The 23425-nt window shown below is 70.3% G+C and carries 22 protein-coding genes and 1 pseudogene; 7 read left to right on the top strand and 16 right to left on the bottom strand.

The features are described from left to right. Positions 1–2: 2 nt before the first annotated feature. From CU044_RS04345 to CU044_RS04330, 5 genes and pseudogenes are all read right to left on the bottom strand, one after another. Complete coding sequence (locus CU044_RS04345) at positions 3–368, bottom strand: DUF1801 domain-containing protein (RefSeq protein ID WP_129767099.1); 366 nt, start codon at positions 366–368, stop codon at positions 3–5. Positions 369–406: 38 nt separating this feature from the next. Next, positions 407–1099, bottom strand: coding sequence for an alpha/beta hydrolase (locus CU044_RS04340; protein WP_129767098.1), 693 nt, complete (start codon positions 1097–1099; stop codon positions 407–409). A 52-nt stretch (positions 1100–1151) separates the two neighbouring features. Beyond that, entirely contained in the window at positions 1152–1463 is a 312-nt protein-coding gene (locus tag CU044_RS04335) for a DUF397 domain-containing protein (protein ID WP_240045336.1), read from the bottom strand. Between the two features lie 54 nt (positions 1464–1517). After that, a pseudogene (locus tag CU044_RS39315) lies at positions 1518–1610 on the bottom strand (DUF397 domain-containing protein); the annotation flags it as partial. Continuing rightward, the gene (locus CU044_RS04330; protein WP_129767096.1) at positions 1591–2433 is read right to left on the bottom strand and encodes a helix-turn-helix transcriptional regulator; all 843 of its coding nucleotides are present in this window, start codon (positions 2431–2433) and stop codon (positions 1591–1593) included. The pseudogene CU044_RS39315 and the gene CU044_RS04330, both read right to left, overlap by 20 nt. 110 nt (positions 2434–2543) lie before the next feature. Between CU044_RS04330 and CU044_RS04325 the strand changes: the two genes are divergently transcribed. After that, positions 2544–2960 carry an amidase gene (locus tag CU044_RS04325; protein WP_129767095.1) on the top strand — a complete coding sequence of 139 codons (417 nt, stop codon included), beginning with the start codon at positions 2544–2546 and terminating at the stop codon, positions 2958–2960. A gap of 22 nt (positions 2961–2982) precedes the next feature. On the opposite strand, the gene CU044_RS04320 is transcribed toward CU044_RS04325, so the two are convergent. Beyond that, positions 2983–3450 carry a hypothetical protein gene (locus CU044_RS04320; RefSeq protein ID WP_129767094.1) on the bottom strand — a complete coding sequence of 156 codons (468 nt, stop codon included), beginning with the start codon at positions 3448–3450 and terminating at the stop codon, positions 2983–2985. A gap of 390 nt (positions 3451–3840) precedes the next feature. Between CU044_RS04320 and CU044_RS04315 the strand changes: the two genes are divergently transcribed. Together CU044_RS04315 and CU044_RS04310 are read left to right on the top strand one after the other, a co-directional pair. Continuing rightward, the gene (locus tag CU044_RS04315; protein ID WP_129767093.1) at positions 3841–4230 is read left to right on the top strand and encodes a peptidase inhibitor family I36 protein; all 390 of its coding nucleotides are present in this window, start codon (positions 3841–3843) and stop codon (positions 4228–4230) included. A 148-nt stretch (positions 4231–4378) separates the two neighbouring features. Next, a complete protein-coding gene (locus CU044_RS04310; protein WP_240045330.1) occupies positions 4379–5482 on the top strand; it encodes a hypothetical protein in 1104 nt (367 codons plus the stop codon). Between the two features lie 64 nt (positions 5483–5546). On the opposite strand, the gene CU044_RS04305 is transcribed toward CU044_RS04310, so the two are convergent. Continuing rightward, positions 5547–6260 (bottom strand): nitroreductase, encoded by a 714-nt coding sequence (locus CU044_RS04305; protein WP_129767092.1) that lies wholly within the window; start codon positions 6258–6260, stop codon positions 5547–5549. A 102-nt stretch (positions 6261–6362) separates the two neighbouring features. On the opposite strand from CU044_RS04305, the gene CU044_RS04300 reads away from it, so the two are divergent. Further along, on the top strand, positions 6363–6962 hold the full coding sequence (locus CU044_RS04300) for a TetR/AcrR family transcriptional regulator (RefSeq protein WP_129767091.1): 600 nt from the start codon (positions 6363–6365) through the stop codon (positions 6960–6962). A 226-nt stretch (positions 6963–7188) separates the two neighbouring features. Beyond that, positions 7189–8139: a helix-turn-helix domain-containing protein gene (locus CU044_RS04290; protein WP_129767090.1), complete on the top strand. Its 951-nt coding sequence runs from the start codon at positions 7189–7191 to the stop codon at positions 8137–8139. On the opposite strand, the gene CU044_RS04285 is transcribed toward CU044_RS04290, so the two are convergent. From CU044_RS04285 to CU044_RS04275, 3 genes are all read right to left on the bottom strand, one after another. Further along, positions 8056–9624, bottom strand: coding sequence for a PTS transporter subunit EIIC (locus tag CU044_RS04285; RefSeq protein WP_129767089.1), 1569 nt, complete (start codon positions 9622–9624; stop codon positions 8056–8058). The two genes, CU044_RS04290 and CU044_RS04285, sit on opposite strands and share 84 nt — an antisense overlap. 13 nt (positions 9625–9637) lie before the next feature. Beyond that, a complete protein-coding gene (gene murQ / locus CU044_RS04280; RefSeq protein WP_129767088.1) occupies positions 9638–10570 on the bottom strand; it encodes an N-acetylmuramic acid 6-phosphate etherase in 933 nt (310 codons plus the stop codon). A 77-nt stretch (positions 10571–10647) separates the two neighbouring features. Then, positions 10648–11568 (bottom strand): MurR/RpiR family transcriptional regulator, encoded by a 921-nt coding sequence (locus CU044_RS04275; protein ID WP_129767087.1) that lies wholly within the window; start codon positions 11566–11568, stop codon positions 10648–10650. 63 nt (positions 11569–11631) lie between these two features. Here CU044_RS04275 and CU044_RS04270 point away from each other — a divergent pair, with 63 nt between their 5' ends. Together CU044_RS04270 and CU044_RS04265 are read left to right on the top strand one after the other, a co-directional pair. Beyond that, positions 11632–12102: a hypothetical protein gene (locus tag CU044_RS04270; RefSeq protein ID WP_129767086.1), complete on the top strand. Its 471-nt coding sequence runs from the start codon at positions 11632–11634 to the stop codon at positions 12100–12102. After that, positions 12099–12368, top strand: a complete 270-nt coding sequence (locus tag CU044_RS04265) for a DUF4031 domain-containing protein (RefSeq protein WP_129767085.1) — start codon at positions 12099–12101, stop codon at positions 12366–12368. The genes CU044_RS04270 and CU044_RS04265 overlap by 4 nt, the downstream gene beginning before the upstream one ends. A 99-nt stretch (positions 12369–12467) precedes the next feature. On the opposite strand, the gene CU044_RS04260 is transcribed toward CU044_RS04265, so the two are convergent. The 6 genes from CU044_RS04260 to CU044_RS04235 form a co-directional block, all read right to left on the bottom strand. Next, entirely contained in the window at positions 12468–13394 is a 927-nt protein-coding gene (locus tag CU044_RS04260) for a peptidase (protein ID WP_193563873.1), read from the bottom strand. Positions 13395–13539: 145 nt separating this feature from the next. Then, complete coding sequence (locus CU044_RS04255; RefSeq protein WP_129767084.1) at positions 13540–18270, bottom strand: caspase family protein; 4731 nt, start codon at positions 18268–18270, stop codon at positions 13540–13542. Positions 18271–18277: 7 nt separating this feature from the next. Next, the gene (locus tag CU044_RS38330; protein WP_165371771.1) at positions 18278–18625 is read right to left on the bottom strand and encodes a hypothetical protein; all 348 of its coding nucleotides are present in this window, start codon (positions 18623–18625) and stop codon (positions 18278–18280) included. A 133-nt stretch (positions 18626–18758) separates the two neighbouring features. Continuing rightward, on the bottom strand, positions 18759–19985 hold the full coding sequence (locus tag CU044_RS04245) for a Cmx/CmrA family chloramphenicol efflux MFS transporter (protein WP_129767161.1): 1227 nt from the start codon (positions 19983–19985) through the stop codon (positions 18759–18761). A 172-nt stretch (positions 19986–20157) separates the two neighbouring features. After that, entirely contained in the window at positions 20158–20853 is a 696-nt protein-coding gene (locus CU044_RS04240) for an HD domain-containing protein (RefSeq protein WP_129767083.1), read from the bottom strand. 83 nt (positions 20854–20936) lie between these two features. After that, positions 20937–23246 (bottom strand): heavy metal translocating P-type ATPase, encoded by a 2310-nt coding sequence (locus CU044_RS04235; RefSeq protein ID WP_129767082.1) that lies wholly within the window; start codon positions 23244–23246, stop codon positions 20937–20939. Positions 23247–23425 lie beyond the last annotated feature (179 nt).

The following is a 23425-nucleotide window of genomic DNA, read 5'->3' as shown; positions in this document are numbered from 1 at the left end:
GCTCAGCAGACCTTGCCCGGCCCGGCCGCCGTGGCCCGCAGCAGATCCCGGAGAAGCTCGAAGTCGATCTTCTCCGGCTTTCGGAAGCGCAGGCAGCCCTTGCCCATGTCATGGCCCGCCAGCCGGTCGGCGAAGGAATCGCGGACGTCGCCGCGCAGCACATAGACGGAGATGTACTGCTTCTGGCTCGCGAAGGCGATCTCCCCCGTGCCGTTCCGCTCGTAGGCGGGCATCCCGTACGCCATCACCTCGGTGAATCCCCGCAGCTCCGCACGGCACAGCTCACGCAGCCGGGTCAGAGCCTCCTTGCGTTCCTCGGGAACCTCGGCAAGGTAGCCGTCCACATCTTCCGCCTGGCTCTGCACCATGGTCCGAGCGTAAGTGACCCGGGGCGGTGGCCGGGACCTCACATACGTCCGAGAAGGATGCGGGCCAGTTCGTGGGGCGCGGAGAACATCGGCCAGTGGCCGGTGTCCAGCTCGACCAGCCGCCAGCGGTCGCTGGTCAGCAGCTCCGCAACGCGGGGGTTCGGCTCGGCGCCGTCGAGCAGGCACTTGACGTACGTCGCCGGAAGCTCGCCGAGCGGGCGGCGCAGCTTGGCGGGCTCGGTCAGGGAGGCGCCCGGGTGGGGCGTCGAGCCGGTGACGATCCGGGTGATCTGCGCGTCGGTCAGGCCCTGACCGGCGTAGTCGGGCGCGGGCAGCGGGGGCCAGAAACCACCGGTCTCGGCGATCACCGGCTCCACCGTCGCCCGGCCGTCCGGCCAGTCGGAGACGAACGACTCGCCGTCCACCGGAACGGCGGAGTCCACGAAGACCACGCGCGTGAGCCGGTCACCGATCAGCTCGGCGGCCTGGCCGACCGGGATGCCCGAATAGCTGTGCCCGACCAGGACGACGTCCCGCAGATCGTTCCGCTCGACCGCGTCGACGATGTCCCGGACGTGCGTCTGCTGCCCGGCCGGTACGCCCTGCTTCTCGGCGAGACCGGACAGCGTCAACGCGTGGGCGCCGTGGCCCGCCGCGCGCAGCTCCGGCACCACCTCGTCCCACGCCCACGAACCGAGCCATGCTCCTGGTACCAGTACGAAGTCAGTCATGGCGGCAACCTAGTGGAGGGGTCTGACAACGCGTGTCAGGCCACTCCGCCGGTCAGCCGGCGTTGCTGTCGGCCTTGATGTCGGAGAGGAAGGTGGACCAGGACGCCGTACGGAAGACGAGCGCCGGGCGGTCGGGGAACTTGGAGTCGCGGACGGGGACGATGTCGGGGTGACCGTCGGCCACCTCGACACAGCTTCCGCCGCTGCCTCCGCTGTGCGTTGACTTGCGCCAGATCCCGCCTACTTCGACGCAGTTCCCGCCGCTGCCGCCGCTGTGGGTCGACTTGTGCCAGACGGTGCCTACTTCGAGGCAGTTCCCGCCGTCCCCGCCGCTGTGGGTCGACTTGCGCCAGGAGGTGCCGATCTCCAGGCAGTTGCCGCCGCTGCCGTCGCTGTACGTCGACTTCTGCCAGGTGCCCACTTCGAGGCAGTCGCCGCCGCTGCCGCCGCTGTAGCTGGACTTGTGCCAGGAAACGGCGCTCAAGTCGTACTCATGGCTGCTGCTCTGCATGTTCATAATCCTCCGCCACTGATTCGATCAGGGCCAAGGACTTTTCCGGTGAGAGTGCGCTGGCCCCCAATAGATCGTAGGTCAGTTCGTGGCGGGTCACCGTTGCTGGATCGTCCAGCAACTGGCCTGTTCCTGTGCCCTGGAGGTAGGCGAGCGGGGGTGCGTCCTCGAAGGACATGAGCTTGATCGCGCCCTCAAGCGCGGCGTGCGCGCCTGCGCTGAACGGCAGCACCTGCACGATGATCCTGTGCCGCCGGATGAGGGCAGCGACATGGCGCAGCGCCTCCGCCATCACCGCAGGTCCGCCCACGGGTCGGCGCAGAATCGCCTCGTCAAGCACCGTCCACACAACGGGCCTTGTTGGATCCTTCAGCAGCTTTGCGCGATCCAGTCGCGCTGCCACCAACTCGTCGATGACCTCCTCCGTCGCCGTCGGGTGATACCTGCGAAACACCGCCCGCGCGTACGCCTCCGTCTGCAATAGCCCAGGGATCAGCTGCGGCGCGTACTCCTTGATCATCGTCGCGATCGCCTCGGCCTCCGCCGCCTCCGCGAAGTGATCCGGGTATTTCGACTTCCGCAGTGCCTCGCAATTCCGCAGGAAGAAGCCGTCCGTCTTGAAGACCTCATCGAAGTGAATGGCGTATTCCGGCTGCATTCGGCGCGTACCCGCCTCGATCTGGCCGATGAGCGATCCGCTGACGAAGATCGGCCTGCCCAGCTCTTCCTGGGACATGTCCGCTTCGTCGCGCTGATGTCGTAGCTCGGCGCCGAGCATGGCGCGGGGTGATGACGACGGGTCAAGTGGCTTGGGTCCAGGCACAGGTGCTCCCGGTGAGACAGATGTCGGTGTTGTGCTGCTTCCTCTGTTCACGCTAGCGACTGTCGGCCACTCTGTGTAGCCCGGTCGGTCACACACAGTGGAGAGTTGCGTTGCTTCGTACCCAGGACACAAGAGATGCCGTCACGCACCAGTTCAGCCTCGTGCACTGCTCAGCCGACAGTTCCCCGGACTTCGACGACCCCCGTTACGACGGGCTCAAGGCCCGGCCGCCGGAGGGATGCACGGTGGTGCGATTCGAGGCGTACTTCAGTCTGCGCTGCGCGCGCCGGGGTGCGACCCTGCTCGACGCGGTGGCGCCGCTGTGCGCGGAGATCAGGGCCGAACACGGCCTGCTCATGACCGATCTCGGGATCGAGGGGCTCTGGGAGTGGGCCTCCGACGGGACCGACGGCCGGGGCGCGGAGGTGGTGGGGCAGTTGCTGCTGATGGCCGCCGAGCGCGGGCCGCTGCTCGGGTACAGCGTGGACGACCTGGTGCGGTTCCTGCGTACGGCGGCGGTGGGTTGAATGGCCATGACCTGCTGGACGTTCACGCGCCCGTCGTGGAGCCGGGGCGGATGATCATCAGGACCGTGACCGTCGCCCACAGGAGGTTGAAGATCCCCGTGTGCATGCCCAGACGCGCGGTCAGCTTGGTCGTCGATGTTCCGGTGGCCTCTTCGAGGTCCGTCACTATCGCCTCCTGGCGCGGCAGTACCAGCACCATGAGCGTGACGGCCGCGAGCCCGGTCAGGATGATCGAGACGATCAGCCAGGTGTCGCCCAGGACGCCCATCGCGCTGCCCGTGGCGAAGCCGAAGACCGGCACGGCGAGGCCCACCGCCGCGTAGACGCGGCAGATGCGGTGCAGCAGCTGGACCGACGACAGCGCCCGGGGATCCCCGGGCGCTGCCATCGCCCGCCTCGCATACGGGGGGAACATGCTGGCGGCGACGGTGACCGGGCCGATCGCGACGATCGCGGCGAGGACATGAACGGCGAGCAGGAACTTCGTCACGGCGGGGATCGCTCTTTCGGCTTCGGCTTCGGCTTCGGTTACGACTTCGGCTACAGCGGGGGGTCCGGCAGTGCTCATGCCGACGCTAAGGCGCTGCTCACGCACGTAGTAGTGGCTCGATTGCCAGGAACCGCCGGATTCTCGCCACCACCGGCCGGGTGGCCACAGGCGGTGCGGAGGACGCGGCTGAAGCGGGGGTAGCGGATGAATCAGCTCAGGATCTGTGGACGCAGAGACAAGTGTTGTGCACCCTCCGTCAAAGACGGCACGGGCGGGAATGGCGAGAGTGGGTGACGAGCGGAAAGGAAACGAAAACGAAGCTGACGGGCCGCTCAATGCCATCTCTCCGTCATCGAACGCAAACACACCAGACCCCTGGGGGGAACACACGTGTCGTGGAAGAAGAGAACCGCCGGCACCGCCTCGGTCATGCTCCTGGCGGCGGGGGGCATGATGGTGACGGCGCCACCGGCCGCCGCGGACGGCCCATGCCCGGCGAACCGCGTCTGCGTCTACGACGCGACAAGTTTCGGTGGTAATCGCATTGCCAGCGGCAGTACCAACTCCTGTTTCTTCCCTCAGGACTTCACGTTCGGCACCATCGTGTCGTACGACAACAACCTGTCGGTGGACGCGAAGGTCTGGCACTACTACGCCGACGTCGGTGTCTACAAGGTGGCCCGTACGTTGGTGGGCGGCGGATTCAGCAGCAATATCGGTGTCCCCAACCTGGGCGCCGCCTATGGCGACCTGGTGTGCATGGGCAACGCGCGCCCGTGAGCCTTGGGTCGGGGCTGTCCACGGGCTGTCTCCGACCTGGCCTTCTCTTACTTCAGGGCACGGTGCTCTCCGGCGGCTGAGGTCACACTTCCTTTTGTGCCTCAGCCGCCGACGCAGCAGGAGCGGACAGGAACGGACAGGCAGGTACATGGGCACCATCAGGAACAGAGATGTGCGCAAGGCTCTCACGGCCGTTCTGACGGCGGCGCTGCTCATGCCGCTTTTGTGGGCTCCAGCCGAAGCAACCGAAGCGGCCGGCGTGACCGAGGCGGCCGCCGGTGGCGTCGGCCGTCTCACCCTGGCCGCCGACACGGACATACCCCGAGGTGCCACTGTCGACCTGCTGCGACGGACGATGACCCTTGCGGCTGGGGAGAAACGGCATCTGCGTGGCCGGCTCGAAGCCACCAGCAGCACGACCGGAATTGTCGGTCTGACAGAGCGCATCAGGTGCCTGAACTCAACGGGCCAGACCGTGCCCGTCGTCGCGGCGTCCGCCCGTAACCACGAAGGCAGTGACACCACCACGTACGCGACCCCAGGCCATCTGCCGCTCTACGCCGATCTGCTGTTCACCGCGCCGACTGCCGGTGTCTATACCTGCGTGCTCCAGGGCACGGCCTACTCGACGCTGCCGGGCACCTACCATCTCACAGCGGTCGCCAACAGCACGTGGCTGGAGAGCGACGACACCCACCGGCAAGGTGCGCGCTGGTGGCAGAACCCTGCCTGCGAGAGTGCCGACACAGCCGGTGCGTGCACGTATGTCGGTGGCGGAGCCGCCCGCCGGGATGCCTGGGTCTTCTACGACGACGGAACACCGGTCCACAAGTGGCAGGCACACCCCGACGCGGTCAGCGTCTCGGCACAAGCGAATGTCGAACTGACCACGTGCTACCGGGGAACCGCTTCCTGCGCCGAAACGATGCAGGTCCACCCGCGCGGTCAGAACGCGGTCGTGGACACCCGCTTCGAATTCATCCAGCTCGATGCCACCGCCCATGCTTGCCGGACCCACAGTGCGCCCGCCCGTCGGACCGTCACCGACGACGCGCACCACGCCGTCGGCTACTCCGCCCTGTCCAACATCCCCGTCGACCCCGCGTGCGGCAGCCGGACATTCCTGATGCGTGTCTACGTGAAACACGTATCCGGACAGACCGTCAAGATCGACGGTGTGCAGAGCGGCATCACCTCCCTCACCAACGGCATCGCGTTCAACAACTTTCGCCAGGACGTGTCCGGGCGATGACGCGCGGAGCCGGGAGCGGCGGTGTGCTGTGTTGTCGGGCCCACGAAGACCGGCCGGACACGGCTTATCCGTGGAACGTCGTGGTCGACTCAAGCGGAGCCCGCTCGGTCGTGACCCGGTTCACCGGCGCGGTCTCGTCGGCGTAGCCGAAGGAGATGCCGACGAGCAGGCTTCCGCCGGTGACGCCGAGTTCGGCGCGGACCGTGTCGGCGTAGAAGCTCAGCAGCCCCTGCGGGCAGCTGTCCACGCCGTACCCCGTCATGGCCAGGAGCAGCGTCTGCATGTAGGAGCCGACATCCGCGGCCAGCCGTGCCCCGCCGTCGCCGTCACCGTCGACGAACAGGAACGCGGCGTGTGGGGCGCCGTAGAAGCCCAGGCTCTCCGCGTCGTAGGCCGTGCGTGCCGTGTGATCGTCATGGCCGATGCCCAGCGCTCCGTACAGCTCGGCGCCGAACGCCGCCCGGCGTGTCTGGTGCGCCCGCGAGTACATCCCTTCGGAATACGGGACGTCCACCGAGGTTCGCCTCTCGGCGTGGGCCGTCCGCAAGGCATCCGCCAGACGGTCGCGCGCCGCGCCGCTCGCCACCTCCACGTGCCACGGCTGCGTATTGGAACTGGACGGCGCGGCGCCGGCCAGCGAGAAGATCGCGCGCATCGTGTCCTCGGGGACGGCCTCCGGGCGGAACGCACGGGTCGCGTGGCGGCCACGTATCAGCTTCTCCGCGAGGCCGCTCAGCTCCGTGGGAATCGACCTGATCGACCGAATCGACCTGTCCATGGGACTCCTTCATGACAGCTCAAGTAAACGGGAGCGTTTACTTGTGTGGGTGACCTTAACAGGGCGCTCCGCTCGAAGTAAACGCGTGCGTATACTTCCCGTATGAGTACGACGACGGCCACGGCATCTCCGCGGCGAGGGCGTGGCGGCCGGGAGCGCGTTCTGGCCGCCGCCGCTCAGCTGTTCGCGACCCAGGGGATCAACGCGACCGGCATGGAACAGATCGCGGAGGAAGCGCCGGTGTCCAAGCGGACGCTGTACGCGCACTTCCGGACCAAGAACGATCTGGTCATCGCCCACTTGCAGAGCCTCGCGCTGTCGGGCGCCACCCTGGAAAGCGTGCTGACCCGCGAGGACATCCCGCCGCGAGAACGGATCCTCAAGCTGTTCGACCCGTCGCCGGAGGCGGACACGGCGCCGGTGCGCGGATGTCCGTTCATCGATGCCGCCGTGGAGTTCCCCGACCCGGAGAGCGCGGTGCACTCCTACGCCCGCGAACAGAAACTGCGCATGGTGGAACTGATCGCCGCCTCGCTGGCGGAGCTGGGCTGCCGCGAACCAGCCGCGCTCGCCGAACAGCTGGCCATCCTCGCGGACGGGGCGGCCAGCCGCGCCATGGTGCTGTGCGACGCGGACTACGGACGGCACGCGCGGGCGGCGGCGGAGGTCCTCCTCGGACAGGCTCTGCCGGGCACGGACTGACGCGACGGGCAGCCCTTGGCGCGGACGGGGCAGCCCTTAGGCCGTGTCCGTAAAGTCTCGCCTGGTTCGCGACGCCCGGCACGCACGCTCGCCGCGTTGTCGGAGTCGTCCAAGTACGTCCAGTACGAGGACGATCCTCCGCCTTGCGATCGCACGCACCGGACGCCGCGAACCCCGCCCTGCGGGCGGACGGCGATACTTTGCGGACACGGCCTAGCCTGTCGGCATGCACACCGTGGCCGTACTGGCGCTCGACCGGGTCATCCCCTTCGACCTGTCCTCACCGATCGAGGTCTTCTCCCGTACCCGGCTTCCCGACGGCGGCGCCGCCTACCGGGTCGTGGTCTGCGCGGTCTCGGCCGGGGCCGAGATCAACGCCGGGCCGTTCGCGCTCCGGGCGCCGTACGGTCTCGATGTGCTCGCCGAGGCCGACACGATCATCCTGCCCGGTACGGACGATCCGGCCGCCCCGGTGCCCCCGGCCGTACTCGACGCGCTGCGGGCCGCCGCCGCGCGCGGCACCCGTATCGCGTCCGTGTGCACCGGCGCCTTCATCCTCGCCGCCACCGGGCTGCTCGACGGGCTGCGCGCCACCACCCACTGGGTGGCCGCCCCGCTGCTGGCCGCGAACCATCCGGCGGTCACTGTCGACCCGGATGTGCTGTACGTCGACAACGGCCAGCTCCTCACCTCGGCCGGGGCCGCCGCCGCGCTCGATCTGTGTCTGCACCTGATCCGCAGGGACCACGGCTCGGCCGTCGCCGCCGACGCGGCGCGGCTGTCCGTCATGCCGTTGGAACGGGAGGGCGGCCAGGCGCAGTTCATCGTCCTTGAGCAGCCTCCGGTGCCCGCCGGGGCCACGATGGAACCCCTTCTGCGGTGGATGGAGGAGAACGCGGGGCGCGAGCTGACCCTCAAGGACATCGCCGCGCGGGCGGCGACCAGTACGCGCACCCTCAACCGGCGGTTCCGGGAGCAGACGGGGACGACTCCGTTGCAGTGGCTGCACCGGGCCCGTATCCGGCAGGCCCAGTACCTGCTGGAGGCGACCACGCACCCGGTCGACCGGATCGCGACCCAGGTGGGGTTCGGGTCACCCACGGCCTTCCGCGACCGGTTCAAGCGGGTCGTCGGCACCAGCCCGCACGGGTACCGGGCCGCTTTCCGGCACGGCTGAGGGCACGGCTGAGGGTTCTGCCGGTGAAGCGGTCTCCGTCCGCGAAGCGGTCTCCGCCGGTGCGTTGAGGTCCGTCAGCATCGACTTCGTGAAGCCGAAGTAGTACGTGGCGACGAAGCCCACGGCATAGCCGACCAGCAGTCCGCCCCCGTACACCACGACCATCTCGCCGAGGCCCTTGTTGCCGTCGAGCAGCGGGAACAGCGCCCAGCCGGACGGGCCGATCGCCGTCGAACCGACCGCCGCGCCGAGCTGGTTGAAGAGGCCCACGAAGCCGCCGCCGAAGGCACCGCCCACGCAGGCCGTGATGAAGGGGCGGCCGAGGGGGAGGGAGACGCCGTAGATGAGCGGTTCGCCGACGCCCAGGAAACCGGCCGGGAGGGCGGACCTGATGGTGCGGCGGATCGAGCCGTTGCGGGGGAGCCGGACGTAGACCGCCGCCGCCGCGCCGACCTGGCCCGCGCCCGCCATGGCGAGGATGGGGAGCAGGACGGTGTAGCCCTGCTGCTCGATCAGGGTGGTGTGGATGGGGATCAGGGCCTGGTGCAGCCCCAGCATGACCAGGGGGAGGAAGAGACCGCCGAGGACGAGGCCGGCGCCCGCGCCGCCGTTCGCCAGCAGCCAGTTCGCGGCATCGCCGATGGCCGTGGAGACCTCACCGGCCACGTACATCAGGCCGTACAGCGTGACCAGGCCGGAGACGAGGACGGTCAGGGTCGGGGTGACGAGGACGTCGAGTGCCTCCGGGACCACCCGCCTGCACCACTTCTCGACGTACACCGCGAGCACCGCCGCGCCCAGTGCGCCGAGCACGCCGCCCTGGCCGGGGGCCAGCTGCCGGCCGAACGCGTCGACGTCGGCGACGCCGGGGAAGACGATGATCGCGGCGACCGCGCCGCCCAGAATGGGCGTACCGCCGAACTCCTTCGCCGTGTTGTAGCCGACGAAGACCGCGATCAGCGACATGAAGCCCGACGCGAGGGCGGCGAGCGCGGGGACGAGGGCCGGGAGCCAGTGGAGGTTCGTGAGAAGGCCGTTGAGGCCCGCGATGATGCCGCAGCCGATGAGCGCCGGGATGAGCGGGACGAAGATGTTGGCGATGCGGCGGAGGAACAGCTTGAACGGGGTGGCGTTCCTGGCTTTCCGTGCCGCCTTGATGGCCGCTCCGCGTTCGGCCAGTCCGGCCGCGGTGGGGGTCGCCGCCCGAGGCGCGCGTCCCGCTTCCACCAGGCGCTCGAACTCGGGCGTCACCCGGGCAACGGCCCCCGGGCCCAGGACGATCTGGTACGTCTCGTCCTCGACCACGCCCAGTACCGCAGGGAGCGCCTTGAGCGCCTCGTCCTGGACGAGGGAACGGTCGTGCAGGCCGAGGCGGAGCCGGGTCATGCAGTGGGCGACGGACGCGATGTTCGCGGCGCCTCCGACGAGCGGGAGGATCGCCTCGGCCGTGGCGCGGTTTCTGTCAGATGTGTCTGCTGGTGCCATGGTGCGTGGTCTTTCAGTGGGTGCGGGCGGCCTTCAGCGCGGCGCGCAAGTGGCCGTCGGAATCGGTGAGGAGCGACGCGGCGGTGGGTCCGTCGACGGCGCCGAGGATGGTGAGGATGGCGTTCTTGACCTCGCCGTCGGTGGCGGCGAGCGCGGCCTCGATCTCGTCGTCCGACGCGCCCGTGGCGAGCGAGACGATCCGCCGGGAGCGGGCGCGCAGCTTCTCGTTGGAGGCGCGGACGTCGACCATCAGGTTTCCGTACGTCTTGCCGCGCCGGATCATGGTGATCGTCGAGAGCATGTTGAGGACGAGCTTCTGTGCCGTACCGGCCTTGAGCCGGGTGGAGCCGGTGAGCAGTTCGGGGCCGACGACGATCTCGATGCCGTGCTCGGCGGCTTCGGCCAGCGCGCTGTCCGCGTTGCAGGAGAGCCCGATGGTGAGCGCGCCCAGGCTGCGGGCATGCTCGACGGCGCCGATCGCGTACGGGGTACGGCCGGAGGCGGAGATACCGACGACCGTGTCCTCCGCGCAGAGCTTCATGGCGGTCAGATCGGCGGCTGCCAGCTCCTTGGAGTCCTCGGCCCCTTCGACGGCCGTCACCATCGCGCCGGGACCGCCCGCGATCAGGCCGACGACCTCCTCCGGGTCGGTGTTGAAGGTGGGCGGGCACTCGCTGGCGTCCAGCACGCCGAGCCGGCCCGCCGTACCGGCGCCCGCGTAGATCAGCCGGCCGCCACGGGCCGCGCGCTCGGCGGTGGCGTCGATGGCGGCGGCGATCCGGGGGAGCTGGGCGGCGACGGCGGTGGGGACGGTGCTGTCCTCGCCGTTCATGATGCGGGCGATTTCGAGGGTCGGCAGCTGGTCGATCTCGGCGAGCTCGGGGCGGAACGCCTCGGTGGTGAGGGTTTCGAGCTGCGCGCGGAGTTCGCCGTACTGAGAGGTCATGAAAGAGCGCTCTTTCTGCTGAGTACGCGGTATGCGGGTGCGGGTGCGGATGCGGGTGCCGTCACGTACGCGAGAGATCAGCGGGTGCTGCGCGGGCTGTGGCGGTGTGCGAGGGCCTCGTACGAGTCGGAGAGCGCGGGCGCGGCCGTCTCGTACGTACGCTGCGCCACGCCTATGAACAGGCAGTCGACGACGAGGAGCTGGCTCGTACGGCTCGACATGGCGGCGGGGCGCAGCTCGCTCTCGCGGGCGGTGGACGTGGTCAGTACGTGGTCGGCGTACTGCGATACGGGAGCGTCGGGGCGGCCGGTGATCGCGACCGTCGTCGCGCCCCGGTCGAAGGCGACGCGGAGCGGCTCGATGACATCGCCGGTGGAGCCGGAGTGGGTGATGGCGATGGCGACGTCGCCGGCCCGGAGCTGCACGGCGTTGGTGACGGCGAGATGCGGGTCGGAGTGGGCGTGCGCGATCAGGCCGATGCGCAGCAGCTTCTGGGCGAGGTCCATACCGACCAGACAGGAGGCGCCGACGCCGTAGATGTCGATACGGCGGGCGGTGGCGGCAGCGGCGACGACCGCGCCGAGCTGGACGGTGTCGAGTCCGGCGGCGGTATCGGCGAGCGTCTGCTGTTCGTCGTAGGCGAGCTTGGCGACGACGTCCGCGATGGGGTCGTCGACGGCTATGTCGGCCGTGACGGAGGGGGCGCGTCCGGACTGCTGCTGGGCGGCGAGACCGGCGAGCGCGAGGCGCAGATCGCGGTAGCCGGGGTAGCCGAGGAGGCGGGCGGTACGGACCACGGTGGCCTCGCTCGTGCCGGTCAGCTCGGCGAGACCGGTGACGGTGAGGGCGGCGCAGCCGGCGGGGTCACCGGCGACGGCCTCGGCGACGAGCTGCATGGAGCGGGTCATGGTCGGCGCGAGGGTCCGTACCTTGGCGGCCAGGGCGGCGGGGGCGGGTGGGGGCTCTCCGCTGAAACTTTCCTTCACGTCTGGGGTCACTTATGAAAGATATTTTCGGAATTCGGCGGTCGTCAACCCCCCGCAGTCACCGACAATGGCTGAATGGACGACCCGAGACCTGATTCGCGACCCGATCCGAGACCTGATGTGGATGCGCTGGAGCAGGCGCTGCACGCCGCCCGCGCCCTGGTGCTGGCCGACCTGGCGGCGGGCGATGTCGCACGTGCCGAGGTCGTGTCGCTGGTGGAGGACGCGGTGTCGCACCGGCGCTGGTGGGTCGAGCAGTGGCCGGAGGGCGTCGCGTACGTGGCCGGGCTGGTGGCGCAGGACGTACAGGACGCGTTGTTGGAACGGTACGGGCGGTGGCCGCTGTGCCCGGTGTGCGCCGAGGCCGGATCGGATGGGCCGGGCGGGCCGGGCGGACCGCACGGATCGGACGGGCCGCACGCGCTGGAGGTGGAACCGGAGCTGGGGCCCGACCCGCACTGGGTGTGCGCGAAGGCGGGGGTGGTGGTCGCGGCGGTCGGCGCGCTGGGCTCGCGGGGGGACCGGGGCGGGCAGGGGGCTTCGTGACGGTCTACATCGATCCGCCGACCTGGCCGGGGCACGGGCGGATGTGGTCACACCTGGTCAGCGACGACTCGTTCGGTGAGCTGCACGCCTTCGCCGCGTCCATCGGCTGCCCGGCGCGCGCCTTCGAGCGCGACCATTACGACGTACCGGCGGAGCGTTACGGGGACGCGGTGCGGGCGGGCGCGGCGGAGATCGGCTCCAAGGAGCTGGTACGCCGGATCACGGAGGCGGGGCTGCGGCGGCCGAAGGGGCGGCCGGCGGCGTAGCGGGTATTTCGCGGTCTCGCGTCTCGCGGTCGCAGGCGTCACCGGATACCGATGATGGTGACGCCTGCCCGCCCGTGCTCCTGTGTCAGCTGACAGCTGTCAGCTCTTCTGGGCTTTGTCGTACACCTTCTTGGCCGTGGACCTCAGCACCTCTCCGTACATCTTGGTCGGTTCCAGGCTGTCCAGCGAGGCGTTGACCGAGACCAGGACGCCCTTGCCCTTGCCGGTGGTGGCGTCGAAGTCGGCCAGCCACGGGCCGCCGCTGGCCCCGCCGGTCAGGTCGCAGGGGATCATCTGCGTGCCGTTCTCCCGCTTCGTCTTGCCGACACAGCGGAGGAGTTCCTCGCCGAGCTGCGGGCGGGTGGCGGAGTAGCCGAGGGCGGTGACCGTGCCGCCGACGGCGCGGTCGAAGGAGATGGGCTGGCCGCCCACCACGTCGGTGAGCTCGCGGCCCTTCTTGTCGGCGTCGACGACCAGCGCGGACATGTCGTTGAGGGAGTCGTTCTCCCAGGTGCGCGGGGTCGCGGCGGAGCGGACCGCGAACGCGCCGTACGGCTGCTTGCCCTTGTCGTAGGCGGGGACGAACACCATCGAGGTGTTGGTGTTGCCGGGGGAGGAGCCCATGCGCACGCAGTGGGCGGCGGTCATCACGGCGGAGCGGTTGGCGCTCTTGACGGCGGTGGCCGTGCACCAGGTGTCGGCGCCCCGCGCGTTGACGAAGAAGAGCCGGCCCACGGTCTTCAGCGTGGCGCCCTTGTACGGCTTGGCCTTCGGCCCGGTCGGACCGAGGTCCACGGACTTCCCGACGGCCTTGATGCGGGCGGTCGTCCAGTAGGCGAGGGCCTCCCGCCGCTCCTTGGCCGTGTACTTCAGAACGGAGACCGGGTCGGCGGCGGTGGCACTGGCCTGGGCGCTCGCGGCCATCGCCGGGACCGGGGCGAGGAGCGCGAGGGCCGTACCGGCGACGGCGATTCCCGTGACCCGGCCACGAAGGCTCCGGAACAGGGAAGTTGAGGTCTCGGGCATGGCGGGCGTCTCCTCGGGTGGCGCGCTGGCGCGGGCGGCGGACGGTGTGTCCCCGTCCGTCCCACAAGAGAGGACAACCGGTGCGATCGGTTCGCGCTGTCGATGATCTGTGACACACGGGATCAGCGGTCTGTGACACATGGGATCAGCCGGCGGCGAACCAGGTCTCCGCCTCGTGGCGCATGCCGAGGGAGGTGGCCTTGAGGGCGACCGTCCGGAAGGGCAGCCCCAGGCGCATGGCCACGGTGGCGAGGGTGGGAAGCGAGAGCTCGACCGTGTACTCGATGTCGACGATCGGCTCTTCTCCGCGCGAGAGGACATCGATCAGGTCGGCTTCCGCCTTCCGCTCCTGGAGCCAGGTGTCGGGGATCTCGGCGACGTCGTAGCCGAAGTCCGTGAGCGACTGGGCGACATCTTCCGCGGGGCGCCCCAGGTGTTCGGCCACCGCGTAGAGCTGTACCGGAGAGACCGTCGCCGACTCGCCCTCGGCGGGTGTGCCCCACCTGAGCGCGTCGTGGTCCTGTTCCTGGAGGCGGTCGAGCAGCGACTGATCCGGAGCGCAGCTGTACCCGAGACCGCTCAGTTTGGCGGCCGTTTCCGCCATGGACAGGGTGGAGCGGGTGGCTCGCTCCGCGATCGCGCGGAGCCCCATCGGGCGACCTGGCTCGGGCCATGCCCTGCTGGACGCCGATTCGTACCGTCCATAGAGGAAGTTGACGTCCTGTTTGCTCAGCGGCGGCGGGCCGGCGGGGAGCTCGGGAACGTCGAAACCGAGCGCGCGCAGTCGTACGGCGACTTCCTCCGGTGTCTGCGCGGTGCGATAGGCCACCCCGATCACATGGGGGAGCGGGACCTCGCGGTCCACGTCGAGAGAGATGCCGTTGTAGACGAGCAGTGCCCATTCATCGTCTTCGAACGTCTGCTCCGGCGCGTATCGCGGGGGCAACGTGAAGCCGGTGTTCTCCAGCAGTTCGGCGACCGCGAGCGTGGTCGCCCCGGCGGCGCGCGCCACACTGATCAGCTGCGCGTAGGTGATCTCCTGGGCCCGGTCGAGCGGTACCGGATCGGCGTGCAGTCCCCACAGCCTCCGCAGCACCTCGCGGTCCTCCGACGTCCAGGCGTCGGAGTTCGGATACCCCGCAGGGATGCCGAATCCCAGTTCCCGGAGCCTGTCAGCCGCTTCGTGTGTCGACCGCATGGCCCGCGCGGCGCTGAAACAGAGCTGAGCGACCGACAGCTCACCACCGGGACTCAGCCAGCCTTCCCTGACCGAGCCCAGGGGGCGGAGCAGGGGGAGATCCGTCCTCCCGACCTCCTCGCTGCCGGTCGGGGGAACGACCTGATAGCCGAGGGACGCCAGACGCTCCGCGACGTTTCCGGCGGTGAGTTCGGTCCTTGCCACCAGTTGGAAGATGTCATCGAGGGTGACCAGCTGCTCGGGGTCGCGCCACTTGGCCGTTACTTCGATGCTGTAGATGCCCGAGTCCAGGACGAACCGGGAAGAGCCAAAAGACCTTTGAGCGTTGTCCGGTCCGGCGAGCCACCCCTTGTAGTTCCTGGCCCAGTCGAGCGTGATGTGCAGACCGCCGACGGTCAGCAGGAGATGGTCCGACGGACGCGCGCACGGCAGCGGAGGCGAGATCCGCGCGGCCTCGGTCAGCGGATCCCCCAGACCCGCCCGGTAGAGCGTGAGCAGTCTCCAGCGCAGTACGGGCGCGGGGATGGTGCGCAGAAAGGAAGGTCCGTGAGTTTCGCGTGCCGACGGGTAGTCACCGGTGACGAGCGGCAGCAACGTCTGGTCGGGACGGAAGAAACCCAAAGCGTCGAACGGCCGTTCGGTGTCGCCCATGGGCCAGGACACCCCACTCGTCCGGGCACGTTCGGCCACCTCGTCCGCGAACCGGATCGAGGAGAGGCTGACTTCGACCAGCCAGTCCGGTGTCAGGAGCGGTAGCGCGGTGGAGAACAGGGTGGGCAGTGCCTCGCTCAACACCGCCTTGACGTGGTCGTCGTCCTTGGAACGGATCTTCCTCCGGTCGACGCTCAGCTCCGGCTGATACTCACCCTGGAGATTGATCACCGTTCCGTAGGGGCCCTTGGCGCCGTGCACTTGGCCGTACTGCGGGGTCTCCGCGAACAGACCGTCCGCAAGGAATTGTCCCGTGCCGTCCACCCACCACACGTCCGAGATCCCCGACGGATAACAGGCCCCCGAGCGCAGGAACATCTCCGAGTCGTCCATCCACGACAGCTCGGGACCGCTGAGCGAGAGCTGTCCCGGCTCCCACTCGTGCCGCCGTGAGCCGTGCTCGGCGGTCGTACGGTACGGAGCAAGCCACAGCACGCGCTGCAAGGTGTCCACGCAGGACACGCGCTCCTTGTGGTCGGTCAGCAGCAGCCGCACCGTCGTGCCGGAGTCCGTGCCCGGCCCCAGGTCGTCGACGCGGAACAGGTTTCCCGGGCCCGCGATCTTCACCTGGTACTTGTTGCCGGGGCGGCCGTCGCGGGCCATGCGGCACGTCGTCACCTCGATCTCGTCCGCGAGCATGAAGTAGCTCAGCACACCGATGCCGAAACGGCTGTTGGGGTGCAGCTCGATGCGGGGTTCGCCCAGCTCCGCCCAGGCCGTCTGCTCCTCGATGTACTCCGGCAGGTCGACGAAGCGGGCGCCGCCCTGGGAGAAGACGTCGCGCAGCTCGTCGAGGCCCATGCCGACGCCGTTGTCCCGGCACTCCAGGTACGGGCGGCCCTGGGCGTCGGCCTTCTGGACGAACTCGATGAGGCCGTCCCACCGCGTGGGCATCTCGCCCGTCCGGTCGGCTTCACGGGTCCGGCGCAGGTATTCCGTACGGCGGTCCCGGTAGCGGACGGCGTCCAGCGCGTTCTGGTACAGCTCCCGGATCGCCAGCTCGCGTTCGCCGTACAGCTCCTCGCCCATCAGCAGCTCCTGCACCCGGTCCTCGGCGAGCTGGAAGCGGATGCCGTCGGCCAGATGCGTGGGGGTGTTGCCGCCGAGCCTGACGCGGTCGGCGTCGGCGTACGGGGGCAGGGAGCGGAGCGGGGCGAGCGCCGACGTCCGGTTGATGTCGCGCAGCAGTCCGTCCACCCGGCGGGCGTGCTCGCGCAGGGCGATCTGGACGGCCGGATGCCCGCAGACCGCGTTCAGGGAGCGGCCGAGCCCCGAGGTGCGCCAGTCGGAGCCGCGGATCGTCGTCAGCAGATCGCCGAGGTCCACGCTGTCGGAGATGCCGATGTGCTCGACGAGGATCTCCGGCAGGTCCACCGCGTCCACGGCGAACGCCTGGGCGGCCTTGGCGAGGGACGCGACGAGGGATTCGCGTACCTCGTGCTCGTCCCTCGTACTGGCGGCGATGACGTCGCAGTCGCCGTCGCGCTGGTCGCCCGGCCGGCCGGGGGTGTGGCGGGGTACGGCGAACGGCGCCGCCCGCAGCTCCTGGAGGAAGCGCATGAACCGCTCCCCGGACAGGGCTTCCGTCACCCACTCCGGGCACCGCGTGCCGCCCGGCGGCGGGCCGAGCAGAGTCTTCAGGGTCTGGGACGCGTACAGCTCGGGCTGCCGGATGAGCCAGCGGTGGAACAGCCACCAGCGGATGCGTTCGGCCGATCCGTCCGAGACGCCGCGCTGCTCCAGGGTGCGCAGCCGGCGCTGGAGGCGGGGGAACCCCTGGGCGAACTTGCCGAAGCGGTCGCGCTCGGGGGTGGGCTGGTCGGCCGGTCCCGCGGTGACCACCGGCGCCCGCTGGGCCGCTTCGTGCGTCCAGAACGCCTGGCCGAGCAGGGGCAGCAGGACCGTCAACGCGCCTTCGGTCGGGGAGAGTTCCGCACCGGCCGCCAGCCGCCCGGTGAGAAAGCCCAGCCGGTCCTGGGCGCGCTTGGCCAGCTCCGCGTCGTGCCACGGGTCGTCCCGCAGTGTGGCCGCCGCCGTCTCGTACCCCTCGGCGAGCCGGGCGGCGAGGGTGGCGCAGACGTCCTTGAGCGCCTCGCGGGCGACGCCGGGGGTGGTCCGTTCCCATGCGGGGTGGGTGGCGGTGCCGCGTACCCAGGGATGTTCGGCGGCGTCCCGGGCGGGGCCCGGCAGGACCGTGAACTCCTGCCAGGGGATGTCGGTCTCGGCCCTGACCCGCTGGACCGGCTGCGTCTTGCCGTACGCGGTGTGCAGTGCGGTCACCCGGCGCTGCACCTCGTCCAGGAACTCGCCCATGTGCAGGGTGTGCGGCACGGCCGACACGACGTCCGAGACGGCGCGGGAGAAGAGACTGAACGAGTCCTTCGGCTGGGTGCCGGCGGCGTCGGCGTGCTGGGGGAGTACGGCTTCGGACTCGTCCACGTACAGCGCGTACTGGGCCTTGGAGCACGCGTACACGTACGCGACCTTGCGGCGCAGCGTCGCGGCGATCTTGGGGCGTTCCCAACCGGGCATCCTGGTGGGGGCCTTGGTCCGGCGGGCCGACCCTTCGCGGCAGGCGTCGATGAGGAAGACCACCTGGCCGGCGGGGGAATCCTCCAGCTCCTTCTGCCAGCCGATCTCGACGCAGCTCTCGGCGAACGGCTCGCTCTCGTAGTAGGCGTCCTCCGGGACGAGATAGTCCCGGCCGTCGAAGTGCACCCCGTGGCCGCTGAGCATGACGAACAGGGTGTCGCCGCGGCCGGCCTCGCGCAGGAAGCGCAGGACGTGGCGGTTGACGGCGTTCGGGGTGATGCCGCGCTGGGACTCGGCGATCTCCACCGGGCGGAACCCGCGGTCGGAGAGCGCGCCCTCCAGCCGCTGGAGGTCGTCGCGGACGAAGGGCAGCGAGCGGATCGTCTCGTCGTCGTACTCGCTGGCTCCGATGAGGAGAGCCTTGTGACGTGGCATGGAGCCGCTACGACGGGCGCTTGAACGTCAGAGTCAGACCGCGGGTCCCCTGCACCTGGCCACTGCCGATGAGCTGGATGCCGCCGGTGGCGGTGACCTGGAAGGAGAGCTGGGCCTCGGCGAGCGGGAGCGCGCCGCCGCGGTCGGCGACCTCCTCGAAGACCTTCTGGAGGGCGTCGACCGTGTCGGCGAGATTCTTGCGGAGGGGGCCGAGGGGGACCGAGCGCAGGACGGCCTCGCCGTCGTGCCGGAAGAGGCCGCCCATGGCGTTGCCCTCGTCGCCCTCTTCCTCGACGACGTCGACCCAGAACGGCAGCGTCTGTCCCTCGGTCCCGTCCGGCGCGTGCTGCGACATCCCGGTTTCTCCGCCCCCTGAAGCTGATGGTGCCTCAACTCTAGATTGCCGAGGGGGGCGTGGGGAGTGTTACGTAACAGACGGCAGCGGTGTGATCGTCGTCCGTCAGCGGTCGTCCGGCGGCGGTCCTCTGTCAGCGGTCGGCGGTGGCGGCGGACTCGGCCGGCTCGGCCGACGAGGCCACGAGCGAGCCCGCGACCACCCGGCTGCCCGTCGTCGCGCGGTGGTAGCGCAGCGAGAGCGCCGCCAGGCCGATCGCGACGACCGTCATCGCCGCGCCCGCCCAGGCCGTCGAGGCGAAGCCGAAGTCCGCGTCGATGACCGTGCCGCCGAGCCAGGGACCGCCGGTGTTGCCGAGGTTGAAGGCGGCGGTGGTGGTGGCGCCCGCGAGGGTGGGGGCCGCGGCGGCGATGTTGAACATACGGGCGTTGAGGGCCGGGGCCGTGAAGAACGCCGAGACGCCCAGCAGGAAGGCCAGCGTGATGACGGCGGCCGGGTGCGAGGCGGTGAGCGCCAGCAGGGCGAGCAGGACCGTCGACGCGGTGACGCCGCTGATCATGACACCGAAGAGATGCGCGTCCGCGAACCGGCCGCCGAGCGCCGTACCGACCAGCGCGCCGACACCGAAGAGCGCCAGCACGGTCGGCACCCAGCCGCTGTCCAGCCCGGCCACGTCCGTGAGCAGCGGGGCGAGATACGAGAACGCGCAGAAGACACCGCCCGCCGCGAGCGCGGTCACGGCGATCGAGAGCCAGACCTGACGGTCGCGGTAGATGGTCAACTCCCGCTTGAGCTGGGGCTTCTCGGCGGGGAGCGGGATGCGCGGGATGAGTGTGACGACACCGACGAGCGCGACCGCGGAAGCCGCGCCGACCGCCCAGAACGCCGAGCGCCAGCCGAGGTGTTCGCCGAGGAACGCGCCGACCGGGACGCCGAGGACGTTCGCGATGGAGAGCCCGCCGATCATGACGGCCATCGCGCGGGCGCGCGCGGTGTGCGGGACCATCGCGATGGCGACGGCCGCGCCGACCGCCCAGAACCCGGCGCAGGCGAACGCGCTGATGACGCGGGACGCGAAGAGGATCTCGTACGTCGGGGCGAGGGCGCCCGCGACCTGGCCGAGGCCGAAGACCGAGATCAGGGCGATGAGTGTGGTGCGGCGGGGGAGGCGCAGAGTGGCGACGGCGAGCAGGGGCGCGCCCACGACCATGCCGATCGCGAAGGCGGATATCAGGAGCCCGGCCGTGGGGATGGAGACGTTCATGTCGTCGGCGAGGGGCGGCAGCAGGCCGGAGAGCATGAACTCGCTCGTGCCGAGAGCGAAGACGGAGAGGCCGAGGATGTAGACGGCGAGCGGCATACGGGCGGGTGCGGGGGTCCGGGCCGGGGACGAGAGCGGCTTCGACATCGGCTTCGGTATCGGCTTCGACATCGACTTTGGCGTCGGCTTCGGCGGCGGGGAATCGGCGGAGTCGGGCATGACAGGTGCCAACGGTCGTATCGGCCGTTACATTCCGGCGGAGCGTCGGCTCTCAGCTGGTGAGACGGGTGAGGCCGCGCAGTTCGTCGGCCAGGTTCGCGCGGGCGCGCGCCTCCCACTCGCGCGCGCCGTAGGGGGTACGGAACAGCGCGGGCAGGCCGAGCAGCTGTTCCAGTACGGCGGCCCTGCCGGTGCGGAACGCGTCGTCGGGGACGAAGCCGTACTCCTCCCGTACCGCCGTGGTGTAGGCCGCGTACGCCTCCGGGCCGCCCGCCAGGACGGCGAGGTCCGCGTCGCACAGGACGGCGCCGTCGCGGTCGCCGGGCGCGGCGGCATGGGTGGTGGTGAGGCGGACGAGCCGGGCGACCTCGCGCGTACGGTCGTCGCTCAGCCCGGCCTCGGGAAGGGCGCGTTCGGCGAGGCGGGCGGAGCGCTCCTCGTTCTCGGAGCGGTCGGGCTGGTAGACGGCGTCGTGGAACCAGGCGGCGAGACGTACGACGTCGGGGTCGTCGGCGTACTCGGCGAGCGTGTCGATGTGGTCCAGGACGGCGAGCAGATGATCGGTGGTGTGGTAGCGGCGCTGGGGCTCGGCCCAGCGGGCGAGGAGGCGGTCGGCGTACGCGTACGGGTCGGGGCCCTCGCCCCGCCCGGCTTCCCCGGCTTCCCTGGCTTCTCCGGCTTTCCCGGTTCCCTCCCGGAGTGCGAGGAGCGTGGTCACGAACCGGCTGCGCAGATCAGGTACGGGCATGGGACGACGATAGAGCCGGGCCGCGGAACGGGGGTTCCGGGGCCCGGCTCGGTGCCGTCGTCGCGCGGCTGCCGCGCGCGGGGTCACACGGCCTTGAATCCGCGGAGCCGGAGGCTGTTGCCGACGACGAAGACGGAGGAGAAGGCCATGGCGGCGCCGGCGATCATGGGGTTGAGGAGTCCGGCGGCGGCGAGCGGGAGCGCGGCGACGTTGTAGGCGAAGGCCCAGAAGAGGTTGACGCGGATGGTGGTGAGCGTGCGGCGGGCGAGCCGGATGGCGTCGGCGGCGACGCGCAGATCACCGCGGACGAGGGTGAGGTCGCCCGCTTCGATGGCGGCGTCGGTGCCGGTGCCCATGGCGAGTCCGAGGTCGGCCTGGGCGAGTGCGGCGGCGTCGTTGACCCCGTCCCCGACCATCGCGACGGACCGGCCCTCCGCCTGGAGCCGCTTGACGACGTCGACCTTGTCCTCGGGCATGACGTCGGCGATGACCTGCTCGGGGTCGATCCCGACTTCCTTGGCGACGGCGTGGGCGACGGCCTGGTTGTCGCCGGTCAGGAGCAGCGGCGTGAGACCGAGGGCGCGCAGTCGGCGGATGGCCTCGGGGCTGGTGTCCTTGACGGCGTCGGCGACTTCGAGAACGGCGCGTGCCTCTCCGTCCCACGCGACGGCGATGGCGGTGCGTCCGGCGGCCTCGGCCGCCTCCTTCGCGCGCTCCAGGTCCTCGGGGAGACGGATCTCCCACTCGGCGAGCAGCTTCGCGCGGCCGACGAGGACGGCGTGGCCGTCCACGACGCCCTGGACGCCGAGGCCCGGGACGTTGGCGAAGTCCTCGGGCGTGGGGAGCGTACCGATCCGCTCGGCGGCACCGGTGGCGACGGCCTGGGCGATGGGGTGTTCGGAGGCGTGCTCCAGCGCGCCCGCCAGCCGCAGCACCTCGGTCTCGGTGGTGCCGGTGGCGGTGTGGGTGGCGAGGAGGGTCATGTGGCCGGTGGTGACGGTGCCGGTCTTGTCCAGGACGATGGTGTCGGCGCGGCGGGTGGATTCGAGGACTTCGGGGCCCTTGATGAGGATGCCGAGCTGGGCGCCGCGGCCGGTGCCGACCATGAGGGCGGTCGGGGTGGCCAGGCCGAGGGCGCAGGGGCAGGCGATGATCAGGACGGCGACGGCGGCGGTGAAGGCGGCCGTGAGTCCGGCGCCGGTGAGGAGCCAGAAGCCGAGGGTGGCCAGGGCCAGCAGGATGACGAAGGGGACGAAGACGGCGGAGATCCGGTCGGCGAGGCGCTGGGCGGCGGCCTTGCCGTTCTGGGCGTCCTCGACCATGCGGGCCATGCGGGCGAGCTGGGTGTCGGCGCCGACGCGGGTGGCTTCGACGACGAGACGGCCCCCGGCGTTGAGGGTGGCACCGGTGACGGGGTCCCCGGCGGTGACCTCCACGGGGACGGACTCGCCGGTGAGCATGGAGGCGTCGATGGCGGACGAGCCGTCGATGACCGTGCCGTCGGTGGCGATCTTCTCGCCGGGCCGGACGAGGAAGTGATCACCGGTCCGTAGCCGCGCGGTGGGGATGGTCACCTCGCCGCCGTCGCGCAGGACGGTGACTTCCTTGGCACCGAGTTCGAGCAGGGCGCGCAGGGCGGCACCGGCCTTGCGCTTCGAGCGGGCTTCGAAGTAGCGGCCGGCCAGGATGAACGCGGTGACGCCGGCGGCGGCTTCGAGATAGATGTTGCTCGCGCCGTCGGTGCGGGCGACGGTCAGCTCGAAGGGGTGGGTCATGCCGGGCATGCCGGCGTGACCGAAGAACAGGGCCCACAGGGACCAGAGGAACGCGGCCGAGACGCCGACCGAGATCAGGGTGTCCATGGTGGCGGCGCCGTGGCGGGCGTTGGCCCAGGCCGCGCGGTGGAAGGGCCAGGCGGCGTACGTGACGACGGGGGCGGCGAGGGTGAGCGAGAGCCACTGCCAGTACTCGAACTGGAGGGCGGGGATCATCGCCATCGCGATCACGGGGACGGACAGGAGGACGGCGGTGATCAGCCGCTGCCGCAGTGTCACGTCGGCGGGGTCTCTGGCGGTGTCCGTCGTGGCGGTCGCGTCCGTCTCGCCCGGGGTGCCGACGGTGTCGGTGTCCGCCGGGACGAGTACGGGTGCGGGTGCCGGCCGGGTGGCGCTGTAGCCGGTGGCTTCGACGGTGGCGATCAGATCCTCGACCGCGACGTCCTGGCCCCGGTAGCTGACCTTGGCCTTTTCGGTGGCGTAATTGACGGTGGCCTCGACCCCGTCCATCCGGTTCAGCTTCTTCTCGATCCGCGCCGCGCAGGATGCGCAGGTCATACCGCCGATCATGAGCTCGACTTCGGCGGCTGTGCCGGCGGTGGTCCGTGTGGGGCTCATGGCTGACGGCTCCTTCTCCTCGACAATGTTCATCCTACCCCCTAGGGGTATCTCACTCCTCTATCTATACCCCCATGGGGTATGTAACGCAAGGGATGTCCGTGGATGCGCTGATGCGCGCGGGCGGGAGGGCCCCGTAGGCTGGGATATTGGACTAGACCTATATCGGGGTCCTGTCC

It is taken from the genome of Streptomyces sp. L-9-10 (genome assembly GCF_004151105.1).
In the GTDB taxonomy this organism is placed as follows: Bacteria; Actinomycetota; Actinomycetes; order Streptomycetales; family Streptomycetaceae; genus Streptomyces.
This window is presented reverse-complemented; position numbering and strand designations above follow the sequence as displayed.